The sequence below is a fragment of the Kitasatospora sp. NPDC030952 genome (genome assembly GCF_055571335.1).
In genome coordinates this window covers 336,909-353,145 of sequence record NZ_JBVIFM010000001.1, presented here as the reverse complement: position 1 = coordinate 353,145, position 16,237 = coordinate 336,909, and the positions used below count along the sequence as shown (strand labels likewise).

The following is a 16,237-nucleotide window of genomic DNA, read 5'->3' as shown; positions in this document are numbered from 1 at the left end:
GCTGAGCCCCTTCAGGGGCCCCAATGCGACCGGCCCCGACGCGACCGGCCCCAGCGGAACGTCCGCCGGGGCCGGTCGCGTGCCGCTCAGCTGCCGCCGAGGATCCGCAGCCCGGGCAGCAGGCCGGGGATCAGCGGGGGCACGTCCACGCCCTGCTGGGCGCCGCTCGGCGTGCTGGGCGCACCCGACGGCGGCTGCGGCACCTGCGGCGGGGCCGCGTCGGCGCTCGGCGAGGGTCGGCCGGCCCCGGTGAGCCCGTTGGTGAGGTTGCCGACCAGGCCGTTGACGGCGTCCGGGGCGCTGCTGGGCAGGGTGCTCGGCAGCCCACCGCCCTTGCCGCCGCTGCCGACCGTGCCGCCGGTGTCGGCCGGGGAGCGGTCGGTGCTGCCGGGGCGGCTGCCGTTGCCGGTGCCGTCCTGGGGCTGCCCGGAGCCGGGGGCGGTGCCGGAGCCGTTCGCTCCGGAGCCGGCCGGGGATCCGCCGGTCGAGGAGGACGAGTCGTCGCCCGCTCCGGTGCCGGCCGCGCCACCGCTCTTGGCGGGGGGCTGGGCCAGGCGCAGGGGCGCGACGTCCTCGCTTATGTCGTCGAAGAGCTGGTTCACCAGGTGGGCCTGATCGGTGAGCTGGACGGGCAGCCGGCCCTGCAGCTCGCTCCAGCGGCCGTCCTCGTCCTGGGCGAAGCCGGCCAGCGCGCGCATCGGGTCCAGCGAGCCGTTGCTGCGGTAGACCGAGCGCAGCAGGTCGCGGCCCTTGAGGGCGTCGGCGTGCATGTCGTCCAGCGCCCGGCGGACCCGGTCGACGGTGGCCGGGCTGAGCCCGGTGGCCGAACCGGTCTGCCCGACCAGGGTGTTGGCCTCGCCGAGCCGGGTGGCGGCGTTGCCGAGCAGCAGCTCGCCGCGTTCCGAGTCGGAGTCCGCGAGGTCCAGCCGGAGCCCTTCGAGGCCGCGCTTCATGCCGTACAGCGTGTCCCCGGGGAGGGCGTTGGTACTCGCGGCGGCGGCCCCGGCCAGGCTGCCGACGGCGAGCCCGGCGACCAGCCCGCCGATCGCGAAGCGGCGGCTCCACCGGCCGCGCGGCGCCGTCCGGATCGCCCGGTGGCGGCGCTGGCGGGGCACCGTGGCGCCCGGCCCGCCCGCGAAGGCCTGCTCGAACGCGGCCATCAGCTGGGCGCGTTGGACCGTCCGGACCTCCTGGTCCAGGGCCGGTCCGGGCAGTGCCCCCAGTGCGTCGGCCAGACCGACCAGTTCGGCCATCGCGACCGAACCGGCCTCGCCGGCAGCGGCGTTGGCCGATTCGGCGTCGGCCGCGCGGCGTTGCTCCGCCTGGTGGGCCTCCAGCGCCTCGGCGAAGGCCTTCGCCCGCCGGTGCTCCAGCACGTTTGCCGTCACGGGCCACACCTCCCTTCGTCGTTGTCGACACCCCGGCCTGCCGGACGGTTGCCCCGGCGGGCCAAAGCCACTCCATCGGGTGATAGGTCACAATTCGGCTTGACCGTACGCCTGGTGGGGGCTTGCACGTTGGCCAACGAGCGGTGCGGGCGGTCGGTTACGCACGGCTGATCATCGGACCGACCGTTCACCCGGACGTGTCGGTCGGATGGGCGTGGTGACGGGCCGTCGGGGCGGCTCCGTCGCCGGGCTATCGCCCCCTCGGTCACCGTCGCCTCACCGCGCGTCGGGCGGGAGGAGTCGGGCCAGGGTACGGACGGCGCGGTACTGGAGGGTCTTGATCGCACCCTCGTTCTTGCCCATGATCCGTGCGGTCTCGGCCACCGAGAGGCCCTGCAGGAAGCGCAGCGTCACGCACTCCTGCTGCTGGGGGTTGAGCCGGCGCACCGCGTCCAGCAGGGCGGCGTTGGAGAGCGACTCCAGCACCGACTCCTCCGGGCTGCGCTCGCACTCGTTGGAGTCGAGCATCTCGCCGGTGGTCACCTCCAGCCGGAACCGGCTGGACTTGAAGTGGTCGGCGACCAGGTTGCGGGCGATGGTGACCAGCCAGGCGCCGAAGTCCCGCCCCTGCCAGGTGAAGGTGCCGATCCGGCGCAGCGCGCGCAGAAACGTCTCGCTGGTGAGGTCCTCGGCGGTGGCCCGGCTGCCGACCCGGTAGTAGATGTAGCGGTAGACGGTGTCCGCGTAGTGGTCGTAGAGCCGGCCGAAGGCCTCGCTCTCACCGGCCTGGGCCCGCTCGACCAGCTCCATGATCGGGTTGTGCTCGGTCTCGTAGCCGGGGCTCGGCGCGGTGCGGGTACGGCTGCGGCCGACGCCGGAGCTGCCGGTGCGGCCCCGCGAGCCGGTGCCGGTCGAGCCGGCGGCGGTGGTGCGCAGCGCCGTCCCGGGGCTGTGCTGGTGGCCGAACGGGCCTCCGGCGGGCACGAGTTGGGGTGTGGTGGCGAGCTGGCTGAGGAGCAGCGTGCGCAACAGGTCCAGGCCGGTGGAGATCTGCCGCTCGGCGGCCGGGCGGCCGCGGAGGCCGGTGCGGGGGCGCAGGGACGCGGACGACGGGCGGGAGGGTGCAGGCGCGTCGTTCCGGACGGGTGGGTACACGGGACTCCCAGAGGCAGAACTGTGGACGGATCACCTCCGCCTGCGCGGAGAGCACTCCCCATGACACCCGTTCGAGCGGGATGCATGGGTGACGTGCATCCAGGAGAGAATAACGCTTTGTGCAATGACAGCTACACCGTGTGGTCGAAGTGGTCGTTTGGGATCCATTTGTTGTGCATATTCGGCTGACACTGACCGGAGATGTCATCGTTCATCCGGCTCAACGTGACCGTTCGGGCGCCCAGGGTGACCAATTCGGCGGTACTGGGGGCGGTTTCCCAGCCTTGGGGCTCGGCAACCCCTGACTTTCCCGGCCTGGCGAACGATCAGAACCGGTCACCGGGTGACAGGTTCGGACAATCGGCCCGGACGGCCGTGTCGGAGCTGGGAGTTCGCTCGTACGAGGGGCCAGGTCAGGCCCCTGATTGACGCCTTCTCACCCGCGCGGGGGAGCGGTGGGAAGAGCGGCAGAAACGGTTCCGTGGACGGGGGTCGGGCCGGATCCGACGGAAGTTCGGCCGGAGTTCGTCCCGACGCCGGCCCCGGGCCGGCCGGAGTTCAGCCGCGCCGACGGCGCCGCTGCAGCGCCACCCCGGCCGCCGCCGCCCCGGCGAGTACCCCGAGCGCGGCCGCCGCCGGCAGCCCCACCCGGGCCGCCTTGCGGCCGGTCCGGAAGTCGCGCACCCGCCAGCCCTGCGCCCGGGCGTGCCGCCGCAGCGCGCCGTCCGGGTTCACCACGTACGGGTGGCCGACCAGCGAGAGCATCGGGATGTCGTTGGCCGAGTCGCTGTAGGCGGCGCAGCGGTCGAGGTCCAGCCGCTCGCGCCGGGCCAGCGCGTTCACCGCGGCGGCCTTGGCCGGGCCGTGCAGCAGGTCGCCGACCAGGCGGCCGGTGTAGTGGCCGTCCCGGGCCTCGGCGACGGTGCCCAGCGCGCCGGTCATGCCGAGCCGCCGGGCGATGATCCGGGCCACCTCCAGCGGGGCGGCGGTCACCAGCCAGACCCGCTGGCCGGCGTCCAGGTGCATCTGGACCAGGGCGCGGGTGCCGGGCCAGATCTTGTCGGCGACGACCTGCTCGAAGACCTCCTCGCAGATCACCTCCAGGTCGGCGGTGCGCTTGCCGGCCACGATGCCGAGGGCGGTGTTCCGGGCGTCCGAGATGTGGTCCGGGTCCTCGGTGCCGTTCAGCCGGAAGAGCGCCTGCTGCCAGGCGAAGCGGGCGATGTCGCGGCGGGTGAGGAAGCCGTGCCGGTAGAGGCCGACGCCGAGGTAGAAGATCGCGGCGCCGCGCAGGATGGTGTTGTCGCAGTCGAAGAAGGCCGCGGCGCGCGGGTCGTCCCGGTCGGGGGTGTGGTTCCCGGCCGGGGCCTTGGGGGCCTTCCCGGCCTTGCCCGCCGCCGCGGCCTCGGGGGCCTCTGTCCCGGGGGCATGCCCGGCGGCGGCGTTCCCGGCGGGAGCGTCCGCGAGGGTGTCGTCCGCGAGGGTGCCGTTCGCGAGGGTGCCGTTCGCGGCCGTGTCGTCCCCGGCGGGGCCGGCGGGGGAGAGCAGCGGTTCGGCGCGCAGCGCGGCCTCGGCGGCCGCCGCGGCGGCCTCGCCCGCCAGGGCGCTCCGCTCGGTGGTGGAGCGCCTCGCCTGGGTGAGCCTTCGGAGCACGGCCATGTCATCGAGCATATCCAGCCGGGCGGGGAGCGGCCGTGACGGAGCCGTGCCCGTGCGGTGAACAGCTCCCCGCCACCGCCCCGGGGGCGGGCGGGTGTGCAGCCGCCACAATGACGGGGTGAGCCCACTGCTGCGACGTAAGAGCCCCGAGCCGGCGGACCGTACCGTGACCCTGGTCGGCAAGCCCGGCTGCCACCTGTGCGACGAGGCCCGGGAGGTGATCGTCCGGGTGGCGGCGGAGCTGGGCGCGACCTTCGAGGAGAAGGACATCACCCGGGATGAGGAGCTGTACCGCCGCTACTGGGAGCAGATCCCGGTCACCCTGATCGACGGTCGCCAGCACGACTTCTGGCGGGTCGACGAGAGCCGTCTGCGCAAGGCCCTGGGCGCCTGACGAGACGCTCGTACGGGCACCACCGCCCCCGCCGACCGGCGGGGGCGGTTCGCCGAATCGTTGCCAAAGACACTCCGTCCGGGCTTGGGGCGGGGCGCCTCGGTCGGCTTACGATCGAACGCGTTTGCGCCCGTGGGGGGCTGAGCACACGAGGAGTGCCGTCATGCTTCCCCGCCCGGTCCCAGGGACGCCCGTAGCTTGCGAGGGCTTCGCGGTGGTGGACGTGGAGGCGACCGGCCGCAGTCCGTGGCGGCACCGGGTGGTCGAGGTCGCGGTGGTGCTGCTGGACGCCCGGCTCCGCCCCGAGGGCGAGTTCGCGACCCTGCTGGACCCGCTGGGTCCGGTCGGCCCGACCCATGTGCACCGGATACACCAGGCCGACGTCGAGGGTGCCCCGCGCTTCCGGGAGATCGCCCCCCGGCTGCTGGAGCTGCTGGCCGGCCGGGTGCTGGTCGGCCATCACGTCAGTTGCGACCACGCCTTCCTGGACCGTGAGTTCGCCCGGATCGGGGTGCCGCTGCCGCCCGTCCCGCTGCTGTGCACCATGGGGCTGGCCCGCGCCCACCTGCCGGAGGCCCGCAGCCACGGCCTGGCGGCCTGCGTGGAGGCGGCCGGTCTGGGCTGGTACCCGGCGCACACCGCGCTGGGCGACGCCCGGGTGACGGCGGAGCTGCTGCGGCACTGCGCGGGCGCCCCGTCCTGCCCGCCGGACGACTGGACCGGCCCGCTGCGCGAGGCCGCCCGGGTGCCCTGGCCGCGGCTGGGCCGGGCGCGGTCCCGGCCGTCCGGCGGCGCCGTCCCGCTGGTGCGCCGGGAGGCCCCGTACGGCCCCTGGCTGCCCGGTTCCGCGGCCCCGGAGCTGGTTCTGACCCAGGCCGGTGTTATGAGTACAACGGCGTGATGCGCATCACTGTGCGGGGACAAAACGGACACCATCTTTGTGCACACGTTCACAAACGCTTAGCCTGGCTGCCAAAGCCCAGCTTCACCCACAGGAGCACCGTGGCAATCGGCCGATCACCACAGAGCAGTTCGCAGACGCCCGACCAGGGCGCCGCGCGCCGACCCTCGCGTGCCCGGGGCATCCCGGAAGCGACGGTCGCCCGGCTCCCGCTCTACCTGCGGGCCCTCACCGCGCTCTCCGAGCGCTCGGTGCCGACCGTCTCCTCCGAGGAGCTGGCCGCCGCCGCCGGCGTGAACTCGGCCAAGCTGCGCAAGGACTTCTCCTACCTCGGCTCCTACGGCACCCGCGGTGTCGGCTACGACGTCGAGTACCTCGTCTACCAGATCTCCCGCGAGCTCGGTCTGACCCAGGACTGGCCGGTCGTCATCGTCGGCATCGGGAACCTCGGCCACGCCCTCGCCAACTACGGCGGGTTCGCCTCCCGCGGCTTCCGGGTCGCCGCCCTGTTGGACGCCGACCCCAACGTGGTCGGTTCCACCGCCGCGGGGCTGCCGGTGCGCCACATGGACGAGCTGGAGGCGATCGTCGAGAGCCAGCACGTCTCCATCGGCGTGATCACCACCCCGCCCGGCGCCGCCCAGCAGGTCTGCGACCGGCTGGTCGAGGCGGGCGTGACCAGCATCCTGAACTTCGCCCCGACCGTGCTGACCGTCCCGGACGGCGTCGACGTGCGCAAGGTGGACCTCTCCATCGAGCTGCAGATCCTCGCCTTCCACGAGCAGCGCAAGGCCGGTGAGGAGCCCGACCGCACCGAGTCCGTGCTGGACCGCGCCCCCGGCCCGGTCCGCGCGGCCGCGGCCAAGCTGCGCCGGGCGGCCGGCGGCACCGCCAAGGGCCGCGGCGGCGCCGAGCCGGCGGCCAAGGACCAGGCCGAGCAGTCGGCCAAGGGCAAGTCCGCCAAGGGCGGCGAGGGCGAGCTGTCCGCGGTGATGCCCGCATGAACACCGAAAGCTGTGGGGGACGGGCATGAGTCTTCTCGTCGTCGGACTGAGCCACCGGACGGCCCCGGTCGGCGTGCTGGAGCGCGCCGCGCTGACCGGTGAGGTCCCGACCCGGCTGCTGCACGACGCGGCCGCGTCCTCGACCGTCGCCGAGGCCGCGCTGCTCAACACCTGCAACCGGATCGAGCTGTACGCGGACGTGGACAAGTTCCACGCGGGCGTCGCCGAGCTGTCGCTGCTGCTGGCCCACCACAGCGGGGTGGACCTGGAGGAGCTGACCTCCCACCTGTACGTCCACTACGAGGACCGCGCCGTCCACCACCTCTTCTCGGTGGCCTGCGGCCTGGACTCGATGGTGGTCGGCGAGGGCCAGATCCTCGGCCAGCTGCGCGACGCGCTGGCCAAGGCCCAGGACGAGCACACCGCCGGGCGCGACCTGAACGAGCTGTTCCAGCAGGCCCTGCGGGTCGGCAAGCGGGCGCACAGCGAGACCGGCATCGACAAGGCCGGCCAGTCGCTGGTCACCTTCGGCCTGGAGCAGGTCGCCGCGGGCGCGGGCGAGATCGCCGGCAAGCGCGCGCTGGTGGTCGGGGCCGGGTCGATGAGCTCGCTGGCCGCCGCCACCCTGGTCCGCTCCGGGGTCACCGACCTGCTGATCGCCAACCGCACCCCGGCCCGCGCCGAGCGCCTGGTGGAGATCCTCGGCCCGGACGTGGCCCGCACCCTGGACCTCGCCAAGGTGCCCGAGGCACTGGCCGACGTCGACCTGGTGATCTCCTGCACCGGCGCGGCCGGCGTGGTGGTCCGGGCCGAGGACGTGGCCGCCGCGGTGGCCGTGCGCCGCTCGCCCCGGCCGCTCGCCCTGCTCGACCTCGCCATGCCGCGCGACGTCGACCACGCCGTGCACGAGCTGGACGGCGCCCTGCTGGTCGACCTGGAGAGCCTCTCCCACGCGCACGCCGCCAGCCCCGGCGCCGGCGACGTCGACGAGGTCACCCGGATCGTCTCCGACGAGGTGACCGCCTTCGGCGCCGCCCAGCGGGCCGCCCGGATCGCGCCGACCGTGGTCGCCCTGCGGGCGATGGCCTCCGACGTGGTCGCCGCCGAACTGGGCCGGCTGGACACCCGGCTGCCCGACCTGGACGAGCGCTCCCGCGCCGAGATCACCCAGACCGTCCGCCGCGTCGTCGACAAGCTGCTGCACGCCCCGACCGTCCGGGTGAAGCAGCTGGCCGCCGAGCCCGGCGGCGCCTCCTACGCGGACGCCCTGCGCGAGCTGTTCGACCTCGACCCGGCGGCCGTGCACGCCGTGTCGGGCACGCCCGTCGGCGGCCGCCCCCAGCCTTCGGCCGGGAGCACCAGATGAACCGTCAGCCATCCCACGAGTACCACCGGGACGATCACCTCATGAATGGTCAACCGCTCTCCGAGCAGGCTCCGGCCGCCGCCCTGCGGCTCGGCACCCGGCGCAGCGCGCTCGCCATGGCCCAGTCGGGCATGGTCGCCCGCGAGGTGACCAGGCTCACCGGCCACCCCGTCGAGCTGGTCGAGATCACCACCTACGGCGACACCTCCCGGGAGGCGCTCGCGCAGATCGGCGGCACCGGCGTGTTCGTCTCCGCACTGCGGGACGCCCTGCTGGCGGGCCGGATCGACTTCGCCGTGCACTCGCTCAAGGACCTGCCCACCGCCGCGCCCGAAGGCCTGACGCTGGCCGCCGTCCCGGCGCGCGAGGACGCCCGGGACGCCCTGGTCGCCGCCGAGGGCCTGACCCTGGACGAGCTGGTGGAGAAGCTGGCCGGGGCCGGCCGCCCGGCCCGGATAGGCACCGGCTCCCCGCGCCGGATGGCCCAGCTGAACGCCTGGGCCCGGGCCCGCGAGGCCCAGCTGGAGACCGTCGCGATCCGCGGCAACGTGGACACCCGGATCGGCTACGTGAGCGCCGGCGAGCTGGACGCCGTGGTGCTGGCCACCGCCGGACTCAACCGGCTCGGCCGCAGCGCCGAGATCTCCCAGTACCTCGACCCCGAGCTGATGGTCCCGGCCCCGGGCCAGGGGGCGCTCGCGATCGAGTGCACCACCGCCGCTGTGCTTCCCGACGGGGGTTCGCTGACCGCCGCGCTCGCCCTGCTGGACCACACCCCCACCAGGGTCGCCGTGGCCGCCGAGCGCGCTCTGCTGGCCGCCCTGGAGGCCGGTTGCTCGGCCCCGGTCGCCGCACTGGCCACCTGGGGCCGGGAGAACGAACTGCAGCTGGACGGCGTGGTCGGCGACCCCGACGGCGCCGCCCTGCTGAAGATGTCCGCCAACGGTCCGATCGTCCTCGACGAGACCGCCGAGCAGCAGGCGCGGGCCCTCGGCCACGCCCTGGCCGCCCGGCTGCTCGACGCGGGCGCGGCCACCCTGATGGGGGAGCGAGCCCGATGAGCGAGCGAAGCGAGCGAATCATGAAGAGGTGCGCGTTTCGCGAAGAGACCGCCGAGCGTAGCGAGGTGGGCGCATGAGCCCCACCGCCGCCACCGATGCCCTGTTCCCGGCCGGGCAGCCCACCGGACGGTGCACCTTCCTGGGTGCGGGCCCCGGTGACCCGGGCCTGCTGACCCTGCGCGCCGTCGAGGTGCTGTCCTCGGCCGACATCCTGGTCGCCGACCCGCTGACCGCCGCGGCCGTGCGCACCCACTGCCCGACCGGTGTGCAGGTGCACGCCCCGGCCGCCGAGGGCACCGGCTTCGACCTGGCCAAGCTGGTCGCCGAGGCCGTCCGGGCCGGCAAGCACGTGGTCCGCACCGTCGACGGCGACCCGGGCCTGGACGGCTGCGCCGCCGAGGAGATGCTCAGCTGCGCCGGTGACGGGATCCCCTTCGAGGTGATCCCGGGTGTGGCCCAGTCGGTCGGCGTCCCGGCGTACGCGGGCGTCCCGCTGCGCGGCGCGGCCGGCACCGACGTCCGTTTCGTGGACGGCGGCCAGCTGCTGTCCGGCGCCCCGGTCGACCTGGGCGCGCCGGAGACCACCCTGGTGGTCCGCACCACCCTGGGCCAGCTGCCGGCCACCGCGAGCGCGCTGGTCTCCAACGGCCGCAAGCCGGAGTCGGCGCTGAGCGCCACCCTCTCCGGCACCACCACCCGCCAGCGCACCTTCACCTCCACGCTGTCCACCATCGCGGCCGACCTCAAGGTGGCCCGGGTGCTGCCCTCGCCGGTCTCCGCCCCGGTGGACCCGGCGACCTCGGTGATAGCCGTGGTGGGCGAGCAGGTCGCCCACCGCGCCTCGCACTCCTGGTTCGAGACCAAGCCGCTGTTCGGCTGGAACGTCCTCGTGCCGCGCACCAAGGAGCAGGCCCACGGCCTGTCCGAGCAGCTGCGCTCGTACGGCGCGGTGCCGCAGGAGGTGCCGACCATCGCGGTCGAGCCGCCGCGCACCCCGCAGCAGATGGAGCGGGCCATCAAGGGCCTGGTCACCGGCCGCTACGAGTGGATCGCCTTCACCTCGGTGAACGCCGTCCGTGCCGTCCGGGAGAAGTTCGAGGAGTACGGCCTGGACGCCCGGGCGTTCGCCGGGATCAAGGTCGCGGCGGTCGGCGAGACCACCGCCCAGGCCCTGGTGGACTTCGGCGTGAAGCCGGACCTGGTGCCCTCCGGCGAGCAGTCCGCCGCCGGGCTGCTGGAGGACTGGCCGCCGTACGACCCGGTCTTCGACCCGATCGACCGGGTGCTGCTGCCGCGCGCCGACATCGCCACCGAGACCCTGGTGGCCGGCCTGGTCGAGCTCGGCTGGGAGGTCGACGACGTGACGGCGTACCGGACGGTGCGCGCCTCGCCGCCGCCGGCCGAGACCCGCGAGGCGATCAAGGGCGGTGGCTTCGACGCGGTGCTGTTCACCTCGTCCTCGACCGTCCGGAACCTGGTCGGCATCGCCGGCAAGCCGCACAACGTCACGGTCATCGCCTGCATCGGCCCGGCCACCGCCAAGACCGCCGAGGAGCACGGCCTGCGGGTCGACGTGATGGCCCCGGCGCCGTCGGCGGCCGCGCTGGCCCAGGCGCTGGCAGACTTCGGAGCCAAGCGCCGGGACACCGCGACGGCCGCGGGCGAGCCGGTCTACCGGCCCAGCGAGCGCCGTCCGGGATCCCGCCGCAAGGCCCGCTGAGGATTCCCGACAGGATTCCCAACTACGGTGCTGGGGGCGGCAGTTCGTCGCCCCCAGCGCTGCACAACCGTTCGGAGAGAGAAGCCGTGTCCGCTGAATTCCCGTACGTTCGCCCGCGCCGGCTGCGGCAGAGCCCGGCGATGCGCCGACTGGTCGCCGAGACCCGGCTGCACCCCGCGGAGCTGGTCCTGCCGCTGTTCGTCCGCGAGGGCGTCAGCGCGCCCGTCCCGGTCGCCTCGATGCCGGGCGTGGTCCAGCACACCCGCGACACCCTGCGCAAGGCCGTCGTCGAGGCGGCCGAGGCCGGCCTGGGCGGCGTCATGCTGTTCGGCGTCCCGGTCGTGCAGGACGCGATCGGCAGTGAGGGCACCAACCCGGACGGCATCCTCCAGCAGGCGATCCGGGACGTCGTCGCCGAGGTCGGCGACTCCCTGGTGGTCATGTCCGACCTCTGCCTGGACGAGTACACCGACCACGGCCACTGCGGCGTGCTGGCCGCCGACGGCAGCGTGGACAACGACGCCACCCTGGAGCGCTACGCGGAGATGGCCCGGGTGCAGGCCGACGCGGGCGTCCACCTGGTCGGCCCGTCCGGCATGATGGACGGTCAGATCGCCGTCATCCGGCGGGCGTTGGACGAGGCCGGGCACCAGGACACCGGCATCCTCGCCTACACCGCCAAGTACGCCTCGGCCTTCTACGGCCCGTTCCGGGAGGCCGTCGGCTCCTCGCTCAAGGGCGACCGCAAGGCCTACCAGCAGGACCCGGCCAACGCCCGCGAGGCGCTGCGCGAGCTGGAGCAGGACCTCGCCGAGGGCGCCGACATGGTGATGGTCAAGCCGGGCATGGCCTACCTGGACATCCTGCGCCAGGTCGCCGACGCCTCCCCGGTGCCGGTCTCCGCGTACCAGGTGTCCGGCGAGTACGCGATGGTCGAGGCCGCCGCCGCGAACGGCTGGATCGACCGGGAGCGGATGATCATGGAGACGCTCACCTCGCTCCGCCGGGCCGGTGCCGAGCAGATCCTCACCTACTGGGCGGTCGAGGCCGCCGGGATGCTCAAGTAGCGGACGCGCACAGCGGAAGGCCGGGCCACCCCCGACGGGGGCGGCCCGGCCTTCCGGCTGTTACTTCCAGCCGTTGATGTGCGCGAAGCCCTCGCCGCCGCCCATCAGGTCGGTCGCGGTGGCGGCGCCGCCACCGAAGCCGCCGGCGATGGTGTTGGAGGTGTGGCCGACGCCCCACTCCATCCCGGCCACGAACGGGTGGTCGCCGGAGGCGACGAGGCCGCCGCCGCCCGCCAGGCCGACGTGGGCGAACGCCGGGGTGGCGGCACCCGCGAGCGCGAGCGCGGCGGTGGCGGTCAGGGCGGCCTTGGCCAGCTTGCTCTTCATGGATCTGCCCTCTCTGTGGGGGCGCCCCCACGGGCGCCCTTGCTGTGACTGGTGATCACCTCGGCCCGTCCGGCCGACGTCCCACGCGCCGGTCCGGACGGACGGTCACCCGGTCGGCCGCAGCGGTTCGGCGGCCGGGCCGGACACCTCGGTCAAGCCCGGAGGGCCCGGGGAGACCTTCCTCCCCGGGCCCTCCGTCCGTGCCATGCCCCTTGATCAGCCGATCAGGTGCGAGACACCCGCGTCGCCCGAGGACTGGGTGTTCTGGCCGACGTTGCAGATCTGCTTCGGGGTGCTGTTCAGGACGGGCACCTCGACCGGAACCGCGACGCCGATGACGGCGACGGCGATGTTGTGGACCTCCGGCAGGCAGATGTTCGCGTTGTCCAGGGTGTGGAAGTTCGGGCTGCCGTTGCCGTGGGTGCCGGTCTGGTTGGTGCCGCCGTTGCCCTGGACGGAGGTGGCGGCGCCGTCCGAGTCGACGATGGCGGAAGCCGAGCCGGCGGACATCGCGATGGCGGCGGCGGCCAGGCCGGCGGCGGCGAGGGACTTCTTGATCATTTCCGGTTTTCCTCTCAAGGGTGAATCGGGGAGCGATTCGAGGGTGATTCAGGGGGGTTGGTGCGGAGGTGGGCTGTGGGAACGTCAGCCGACCAGGTGGGACACGCCCGCGTCGCCGTGGCTCTGGGTGCCCTGGCCCTGGGTGCAGTACTGCTTGCCACCGCTGTTGGCGATCGGGACCTCGACCGGGACGGCCACACCGAGGACGCCGACGGCGATGTTGTGGATCTCGGGGAGGCAGACGTTCGCGTTGTCCAGGAAGTGGAAGTTCGGGCTGTTGTTCCCGACCGTCCCGGTGAAGTTGGTGCCGCCGTTGCCCTCGATGGAGGCGGCTGCGCCGTCCGCGTCACCGATGGCGGAGGCGGGAGCTGCGGCGCCGGCCAGCGCGGCGACAGCCAGGCCGGCGGCGGCGAAGGACTTCTGGATCATGGGGAGATCCCTCTCTGAAATGCTTTCGGTTTCCGTGCGTAGCAACGCGTCGAACGCTCAGACCCGGTCTGCAGTCACTGACGTCCAGATCAAAGAATGACGGCACGGAAGGTTACGGGGATTTTTGAAAAGAGTCCGGGAGGCGCGTCCGGGAGTGGTTTCCGGTCGGATTATTAGGCCGAACCGGTTAACGCCCGCAATCCGAACTCACGGTCACTCGTTGCGCAGATTGCTTTCCGGCTGCGGGTCCCGCAGCCCTCCCCGAAGGAACTCCGGTACTGGACCACCAGGACGTCCCCAGTACGGACAGGCAGAACGGTGAAAAGCATGAAGTTCTCCAAGCGGGCCGGCGCGATGCTGTTGGCGGTCGGTGCGGGCGTGCTCGCCTCCCAGGGAGCGGCCTCCGCCGCCTCGGTCAGCCCCGACCAGGTCGGAGCCCTGGAGGACAAGCTGTCCACCCAGCAGGTCCCGGCGGACGTGCCGCTCACCCCGCTGGGCAGCCACGTCACGGCCGGCATCCCGACCTCGCTGGTCATGCCGCCGGCGTCCGGCCGGACCACCGACAACGGGCTGCTGCCGGACCACCTGGTGCCCCAGCTCGCCACCGGCAAGGTCGGCCCGAGCGCCAAGGCCCAGCTGCCGCTCCCGCTGGTCGATCAGGGCGCCGACCTCGGCGAGGTGCTGCTGGACGCCCCGGCCGCGCCGCTGCAGGCCAAGACGCCCGGCCTGGACGTGGGCAAGCCGCTGGCGTTGGTGCACGACGGCACCGGCCAGCTCGCCGACGGCCGGCTCCGGGTGGACGAGGTGGACCCGCACCTGGTGCCGGGTGCCGTGCAGACCGTCCCGGGGGCCACCGCGAGCCTCGGCGGCGACCAGAGCCGGCTCTCCGTCACCGACGAGGTGAACGACCTGGCCAACACCACCACCGCGACCGCCACCGGCGTGCTGCGGCAGTCCGACGCGACCGACACGGCCACCTCGACCGCCACCGGTCTCGTCCAGCAGAGCGGCCTGGTCGACCTGGCCCGGCTCTGACGGGGCCCTGGCCGGGGTGCCGGACGCGCCGGAGCCCGGCACCCCGCCTGGTGACCAGGGGTGCCGGGCTCCGGCGCGTCCGCGGTCGCGTCCTCAGCCGGGCAGGACGCCGGACAGCCCGCCGACCACCGGGAGGTCCTTGACGCCGCCGCCGGCGCTCAGCGGCCCGGTCAGCGTCCCGGTGCCCACCGGGGCCAGGCCCTGGTCGGGCTGGACGGTCGCGCCGTTGTTGAGCACGTCGGCCGAGGAGTTGGCCCACGGGTCCAGGCGCAGGCTCTTGATCGGCGCGATGCCGTAGCCGAGGCCGGAGGTCGTCCCGTTCAGCGCCTGCCCGACGTCGGTCTTGGCCAGCGTGGCCGGTCCGGCCGCGGGCTCCGGGCCCGAGCCGGCGGTGGCGGCCTGCGCCGGACCGGCACCGAGCAGCACCACGGCGCCCACGGCGGCGGCCAGCCCGGCCCCGCCCTTCTTCGAAACCATGCGGATCACCCTTCGGTGGAGTGGTGCCCGGCCCGACGAAACCCGAGGGACGGGCCCTGAGGTTCCGGACGTCCCGTCCGGAGAAGCCGAACTGCCCCCCGGCCGGCTGGTCGGGGGGCAGTACGGCCGAAACGCGTGCCGATCGGGGATCAGCAGTCGTCCGCGGGCTGCGGGTGCACGTCCACGTTGGCGCAGCTGTTGCCGAAGGCCGGGTTCAGCGCACCGATCACGTTGATGGAGTTGCCGCACAGGTTGATCGGGATGTGGATCGGCACCTGGAGCTGGTTGCCGGAGATGACGCCGGGGGAGCCGGCGGCCACGCCCTCGGCGCCCGAGCTGGCGGCGGCGGAGCCCGCCGCACCGAGCACCAGGCCGGCAGCGGCGGCGGAGAGGACGGCGACCTTCTTGACGTTCTGCATGGGGTTGATCTCCTCGATCACACACGGGTGGAGCGTGCCGCGCCCCGGCGTTGCGGGGCGCGGCACGGGCTCGGTGAATCAGCTGTCGCCGGGTCGGCGACCGCGGGTTCAGCCGGCGTTGAGGCAGGAGTTGCCGAACGCCGGGTTCAGGATGCTGATGACGCCGATGCTGTTGCCGCAGACGTTGACCGGAACGTGCACCGGGATCTGGATCTGGTTGCCGGAGAGCACGCCGGGGGAGCCGGCGGCCACGCCCTCGGCACCCGAGCTGGCGAACGCGCCGCCGGCGGCACCGAGCACCAGGCCGGTGGCGGCCAGGGAGAGGGCGGCGGCCTTCTTGAGGTTGCGCATGGTTCTTCCTCCGATTTCTGCCCGACGGAAGATGAATGTCGGGAAACGGGCGAGCAGGAATACTCACCCGAAGGCTTCTTGGATTGCCGTGATTGTCACTCCGGCGGCGCACACCGGCGTGTTCCGCCCATGGCTCGGGCGTCGACGCGGCCGCCGCGTTTCTTCCAGCACCTCGCGAACATTTCCCGCACGGCCGGGAACGGTTCGGCGCAGGTGCGACCAGGAATTCCCGGTCAGGCGTTCAGGCGGTGTCGCCGAACGCCGGGTTCTGGGGGGCCCGCCACGTCGACCGACTTGCCGGGGGCCTCGGTGCCGTCGAGGCCGTGGGCGAGCTGCGCATGGGCGGTACTCGATTCATTGAGCAGGGCCGGGTGGATCCGTCTTCGTCAGGGAGAACGAGGCAGCGCGCGCGGGGAAACGGTCCGGTCCGGTGATCACCCGAATGCCGGGCGGACGGTGCATTGGGCCAGACGGGTGACAGTGCGGGCGTCGTCGCAACCGGTCCGGACGGGTGTCGTTCTAGATGTCGCACTCCCCGTGCATCTCTGTATGAACAGTCAGGAGGCTCGCATGAGCATCAAGAAGACCGCCGCCGTCGGCGCGGCCGTGGTGGGCATCGTGGCCGCCGGCGCCGGCACCGCCATGGCCAGCTCCGGCGCCGAGGGTGTCGCCGCGGGTTCCCCCGGTGTCATCTCGGGCAACCAGATCCAGGTGCCGGTGCACATTCCGGTCAACCTGTGCGGCAACTCCGTGGACGTGATCGGTCTGCTGAACCCGGCGTTCGGCAACCACTGCGCCAACCTGGGCTGAACCCACGACCGGTTCGGCCGGTGAGAGCCGCCGTTCCGCGCTTCCCTCCTGGGGCGCGGAACGGCGGCTCTTTTCCGTTGCCGTACGGCTGCGGTCGCGTCAGTTCCCGGTGA

The 16,237-nt window shown here is 73.5% G+C and carries 18 protein-coding genes; 9 read left to right on the top strand and 9 right to left on the bottom strand.

From position 1 onward, the window contains the following. Positions 1-86: 86 nt before the first annotated feature. The 3 genes from ACZ47G_RS01680 to ACZ47G_RS01670 form a co-directional block, all read right to left on the bottom strand. Positions 87-1,388, bottom strand: coding sequence for a DUF5667 domain-containing protein (locus tag ACZ47G_RS01680; RefSeq protein WP_465739442.1), 1,302 nt, complete (start codon positions 1,386-1,388; stop codon positions 87-89). Between the two features lie 276 nt (positions 1,389-1,664). After that, positions 1,665-2,486: an ECF subfamily RNA polymerase sigma factor, BldN family gene (locus ACZ47G_RS01675; protein WP_465740015.1), complete on the bottom strand. Its 822-nt coding sequence runs from the start codon at positions 2,484-2,486 to the stop codon at positions 1,665-1,667. Between the two features lie 615 nt (positions 2,487-3,101). Further along, positions 3,102-4,202, bottom strand: coding sequence for an HAD family hydrolase (locus ACZ47G_RS01670; protein WP_465739441.1), 1,101 nt, complete (start codon positions 4,200-4,202; stop codon positions 3,102-3,104). Positions 4,203-4,320: 118 nt separating this feature from the next. Here ACZ47G_RS01670 and ACZ47G_RS01665 point away from each other — a divergent pair, with 118 nt between their 5' ends. The 7 genes from ACZ47G_RS01665 to hemB all read left to right on the top strand — a co-directional run bounded on the left by ACZ47G_RS01665 (position 4,321) and on the right by hemB (position 11,715). Then, the gene (locus ACZ47G_RS01665; protein ID WP_380456256.1) at positions 4,321-4,596 is read left to right on the top strand and encodes a glutaredoxin family protein; all 276 of its coding nucleotides are present in this window, start codon (positions 4,321-4,323) and stop codon (positions 4,594-4,596) included. A 163-nt stretch (positions 4,597-4,759) separates the two neighbouring features. After that, positions 4,760-5,497, top strand: a complete 738-nt coding sequence (locus ACZ47G_RS01660; protein WP_465739440.1) for a 3'-5' exonuclease — start codon at positions 4,760-4,762, stop codon at positions 5,495-5,497. 107 nt (positions 5,498-5,604) lie between these two features. Continuing rightward, the gene (locus tag ACZ47G_RS01655) at positions 5,605-6,501 is read left to right on the top strand and encodes a redox-sensing transcriptional repressor Rex (RefSeq protein WP_465740014.1); all 897 of its coding nucleotides are present in this window, start codon (positions 5,605-5,607) and stop codon (positions 6,499-6,501) included. Positions 6,502-6,526: 25 nt separating this feature from the next. After that, the gene (locus ACZ47G_RS01650) at positions 6,527-7,867 is read left to right on the top strand and encodes a glutamyl-tRNA reductase (RefSeq protein WP_465739439.1); all 1,341 of its coding nucleotides are present in this window, start codon (positions 6,527-6,529) and stop codon (positions 7,865-7,867) included. A gap of 41 nt (positions 7,868-7,908) precedes the next feature. After that, positions 7,909-8,928 carry a hydroxymethylbilane synthase gene (gene hemC / locus ACZ47G_RS01645; RefSeq protein ID WP_465739438.1) on the top strand — a complete coding sequence of 340 codons (1,020 nt, stop codon included), beginning with the start codon at positions 7,909-7,911 and terminating at the stop codon, positions 8,926-8,928. Positions 8,929-9,001: 73 nt separating this feature from the next. Then, positions 9,002-10,648, top strand: a complete 1,647-nt coding sequence (locus ACZ47G_RS01640) for a bifunctional uroporphyrinogen-III C-methyltransferase/uroporphyrinogen-III synthase (protein WP_465739436.1) — start codon at positions 9,002-9,004, stop codon at positions 10,646-10,648. An 86-nt stretch (positions 10,649-10,734) separates the two neighbouring features. After that, the gene (gene hemB, locus ACZ47G_RS01635; RefSeq protein ID WP_465739435.1) at positions 10,735-11,715 is read left to right on the top strand and encodes a porphobilinogen synthase; all 981 of its coding nucleotides are present in this window, start codon (positions 10,735-10,737) and stop codon (positions 11,713-11,715) included. A 60-nt stretch (positions 11,716-11,775) separates the two neighbouring features. Here the strand turns inward: hemB and ACZ47G_RS01630 are convergent, their stop codons facing one another. The 3 genes from ACZ47G_RS01630 to ACZ47G_RS01620 all read right to left on the bottom strand — a co-directional run bounded on the left by ACZ47G_RS01630 (position 11,776) and on the right by ACZ47G_RS01620 (position 13,032). Then, the gene (locus ACZ47G_RS01630; protein ID WP_465739433.1) at positions 11,776-12,042 is read right to left on the bottom strand and encodes a hypothetical protein; all 267 of its coding nucleotides are present in this window, start codon (positions 12,040-12,042) and stop codon (positions 11,776-11,778) included. Positions 12,043-12,258: 216 nt separating this feature from the next. Then, positions 12,259-12,603, bottom strand: coding sequence for a rodlet layer protein (locus ACZ47G_RS01625; RefSeq protein WP_121174808.1), 345 nt, complete (start codon positions 12,601-12,603; stop codon positions 12,259-12,261). 84 nt (positions 12,604-12,687) lie between these two features. Continuing rightward, positions 12,688-13,032: a rodlet layer protein gene (locus ACZ47G_RS01620; protein WP_350507669.1), complete on the bottom strand. Its 345-nt coding sequence runs from the start codon at positions 13,030-13,032 to the stop codon at positions 12,688-12,690. Between the two features lie 327 nt (positions 13,033-13,359). On the opposite strand from ACZ47G_RS01620, the gene ACZ47G_RS01615 reads away from it, so the two are divergent. Further along, positions 13,360-14,067 (top strand): hypothetical protein, encoded by a 708-nt coding sequence (locus ACZ47G_RS01615; RefSeq protein WP_465739432.1) that lies wholly within the window; start codon positions 13,360-13,362, stop codon positions 14,065-14,067. A 93-nt stretch (positions 14,068-14,160) separates the two neighbouring features. On the opposite strand, the gene ACZ47G_RS01610 is transcribed toward ACZ47G_RS01615, so the two are convergent. The 3 genes from ACZ47G_RS01610 to ACZ47G_RS01600 form a co-directional block, all read right to left on the bottom strand. Beyond that, complete coding sequence (locus ACZ47G_RS01610) at positions 14,161-14,544, bottom strand: hypothetical protein (protein ID WP_465739431.1); 384 nt, start codon at positions 14,542-14,544, stop codon at positions 14,161-14,163. A gap of 149 nt (positions 14,545-14,693) precedes the next feature. Next, positions 14,694-14,963 carry a chaplin gene (locus ACZ47G_RS01605; RefSeq protein ID WP_465739430.1) on the bottom strand — a complete coding sequence of 90 codons (270 nt, stop codon included), beginning with the start codon at positions 14,961-14,963 and terminating at the stop codon, positions 14,694-14,696. Between the two features lie 108 nt (positions 14,964-15,071). Beyond that, positions 15,072-15,314 (bottom strand): chaplin, encoded by a 243-nt coding sequence (locus tag ACZ47G_RS01600; protein WP_465739429.1) that lies wholly within the window; start codon positions 15,312-15,314, stop codon positions 15,072-15,074. 570 nt (positions 15,315-15,884) lie between these two features. Here ACZ47G_RS01600 and ACZ47G_RS01595 point away from each other — a divergent pair. Then, complete coding sequence (locus ACZ47G_RS01595; protein ID WP_360225917.1) at positions 15,885-16,124, top strand: chaplin; 240 nt, start codon at positions 15,885-15,887, stop codon at positions 16,122-16,124. The last annotated feature ends 113 nt before the right edge of the window (positions 16,125-16,237 follow it).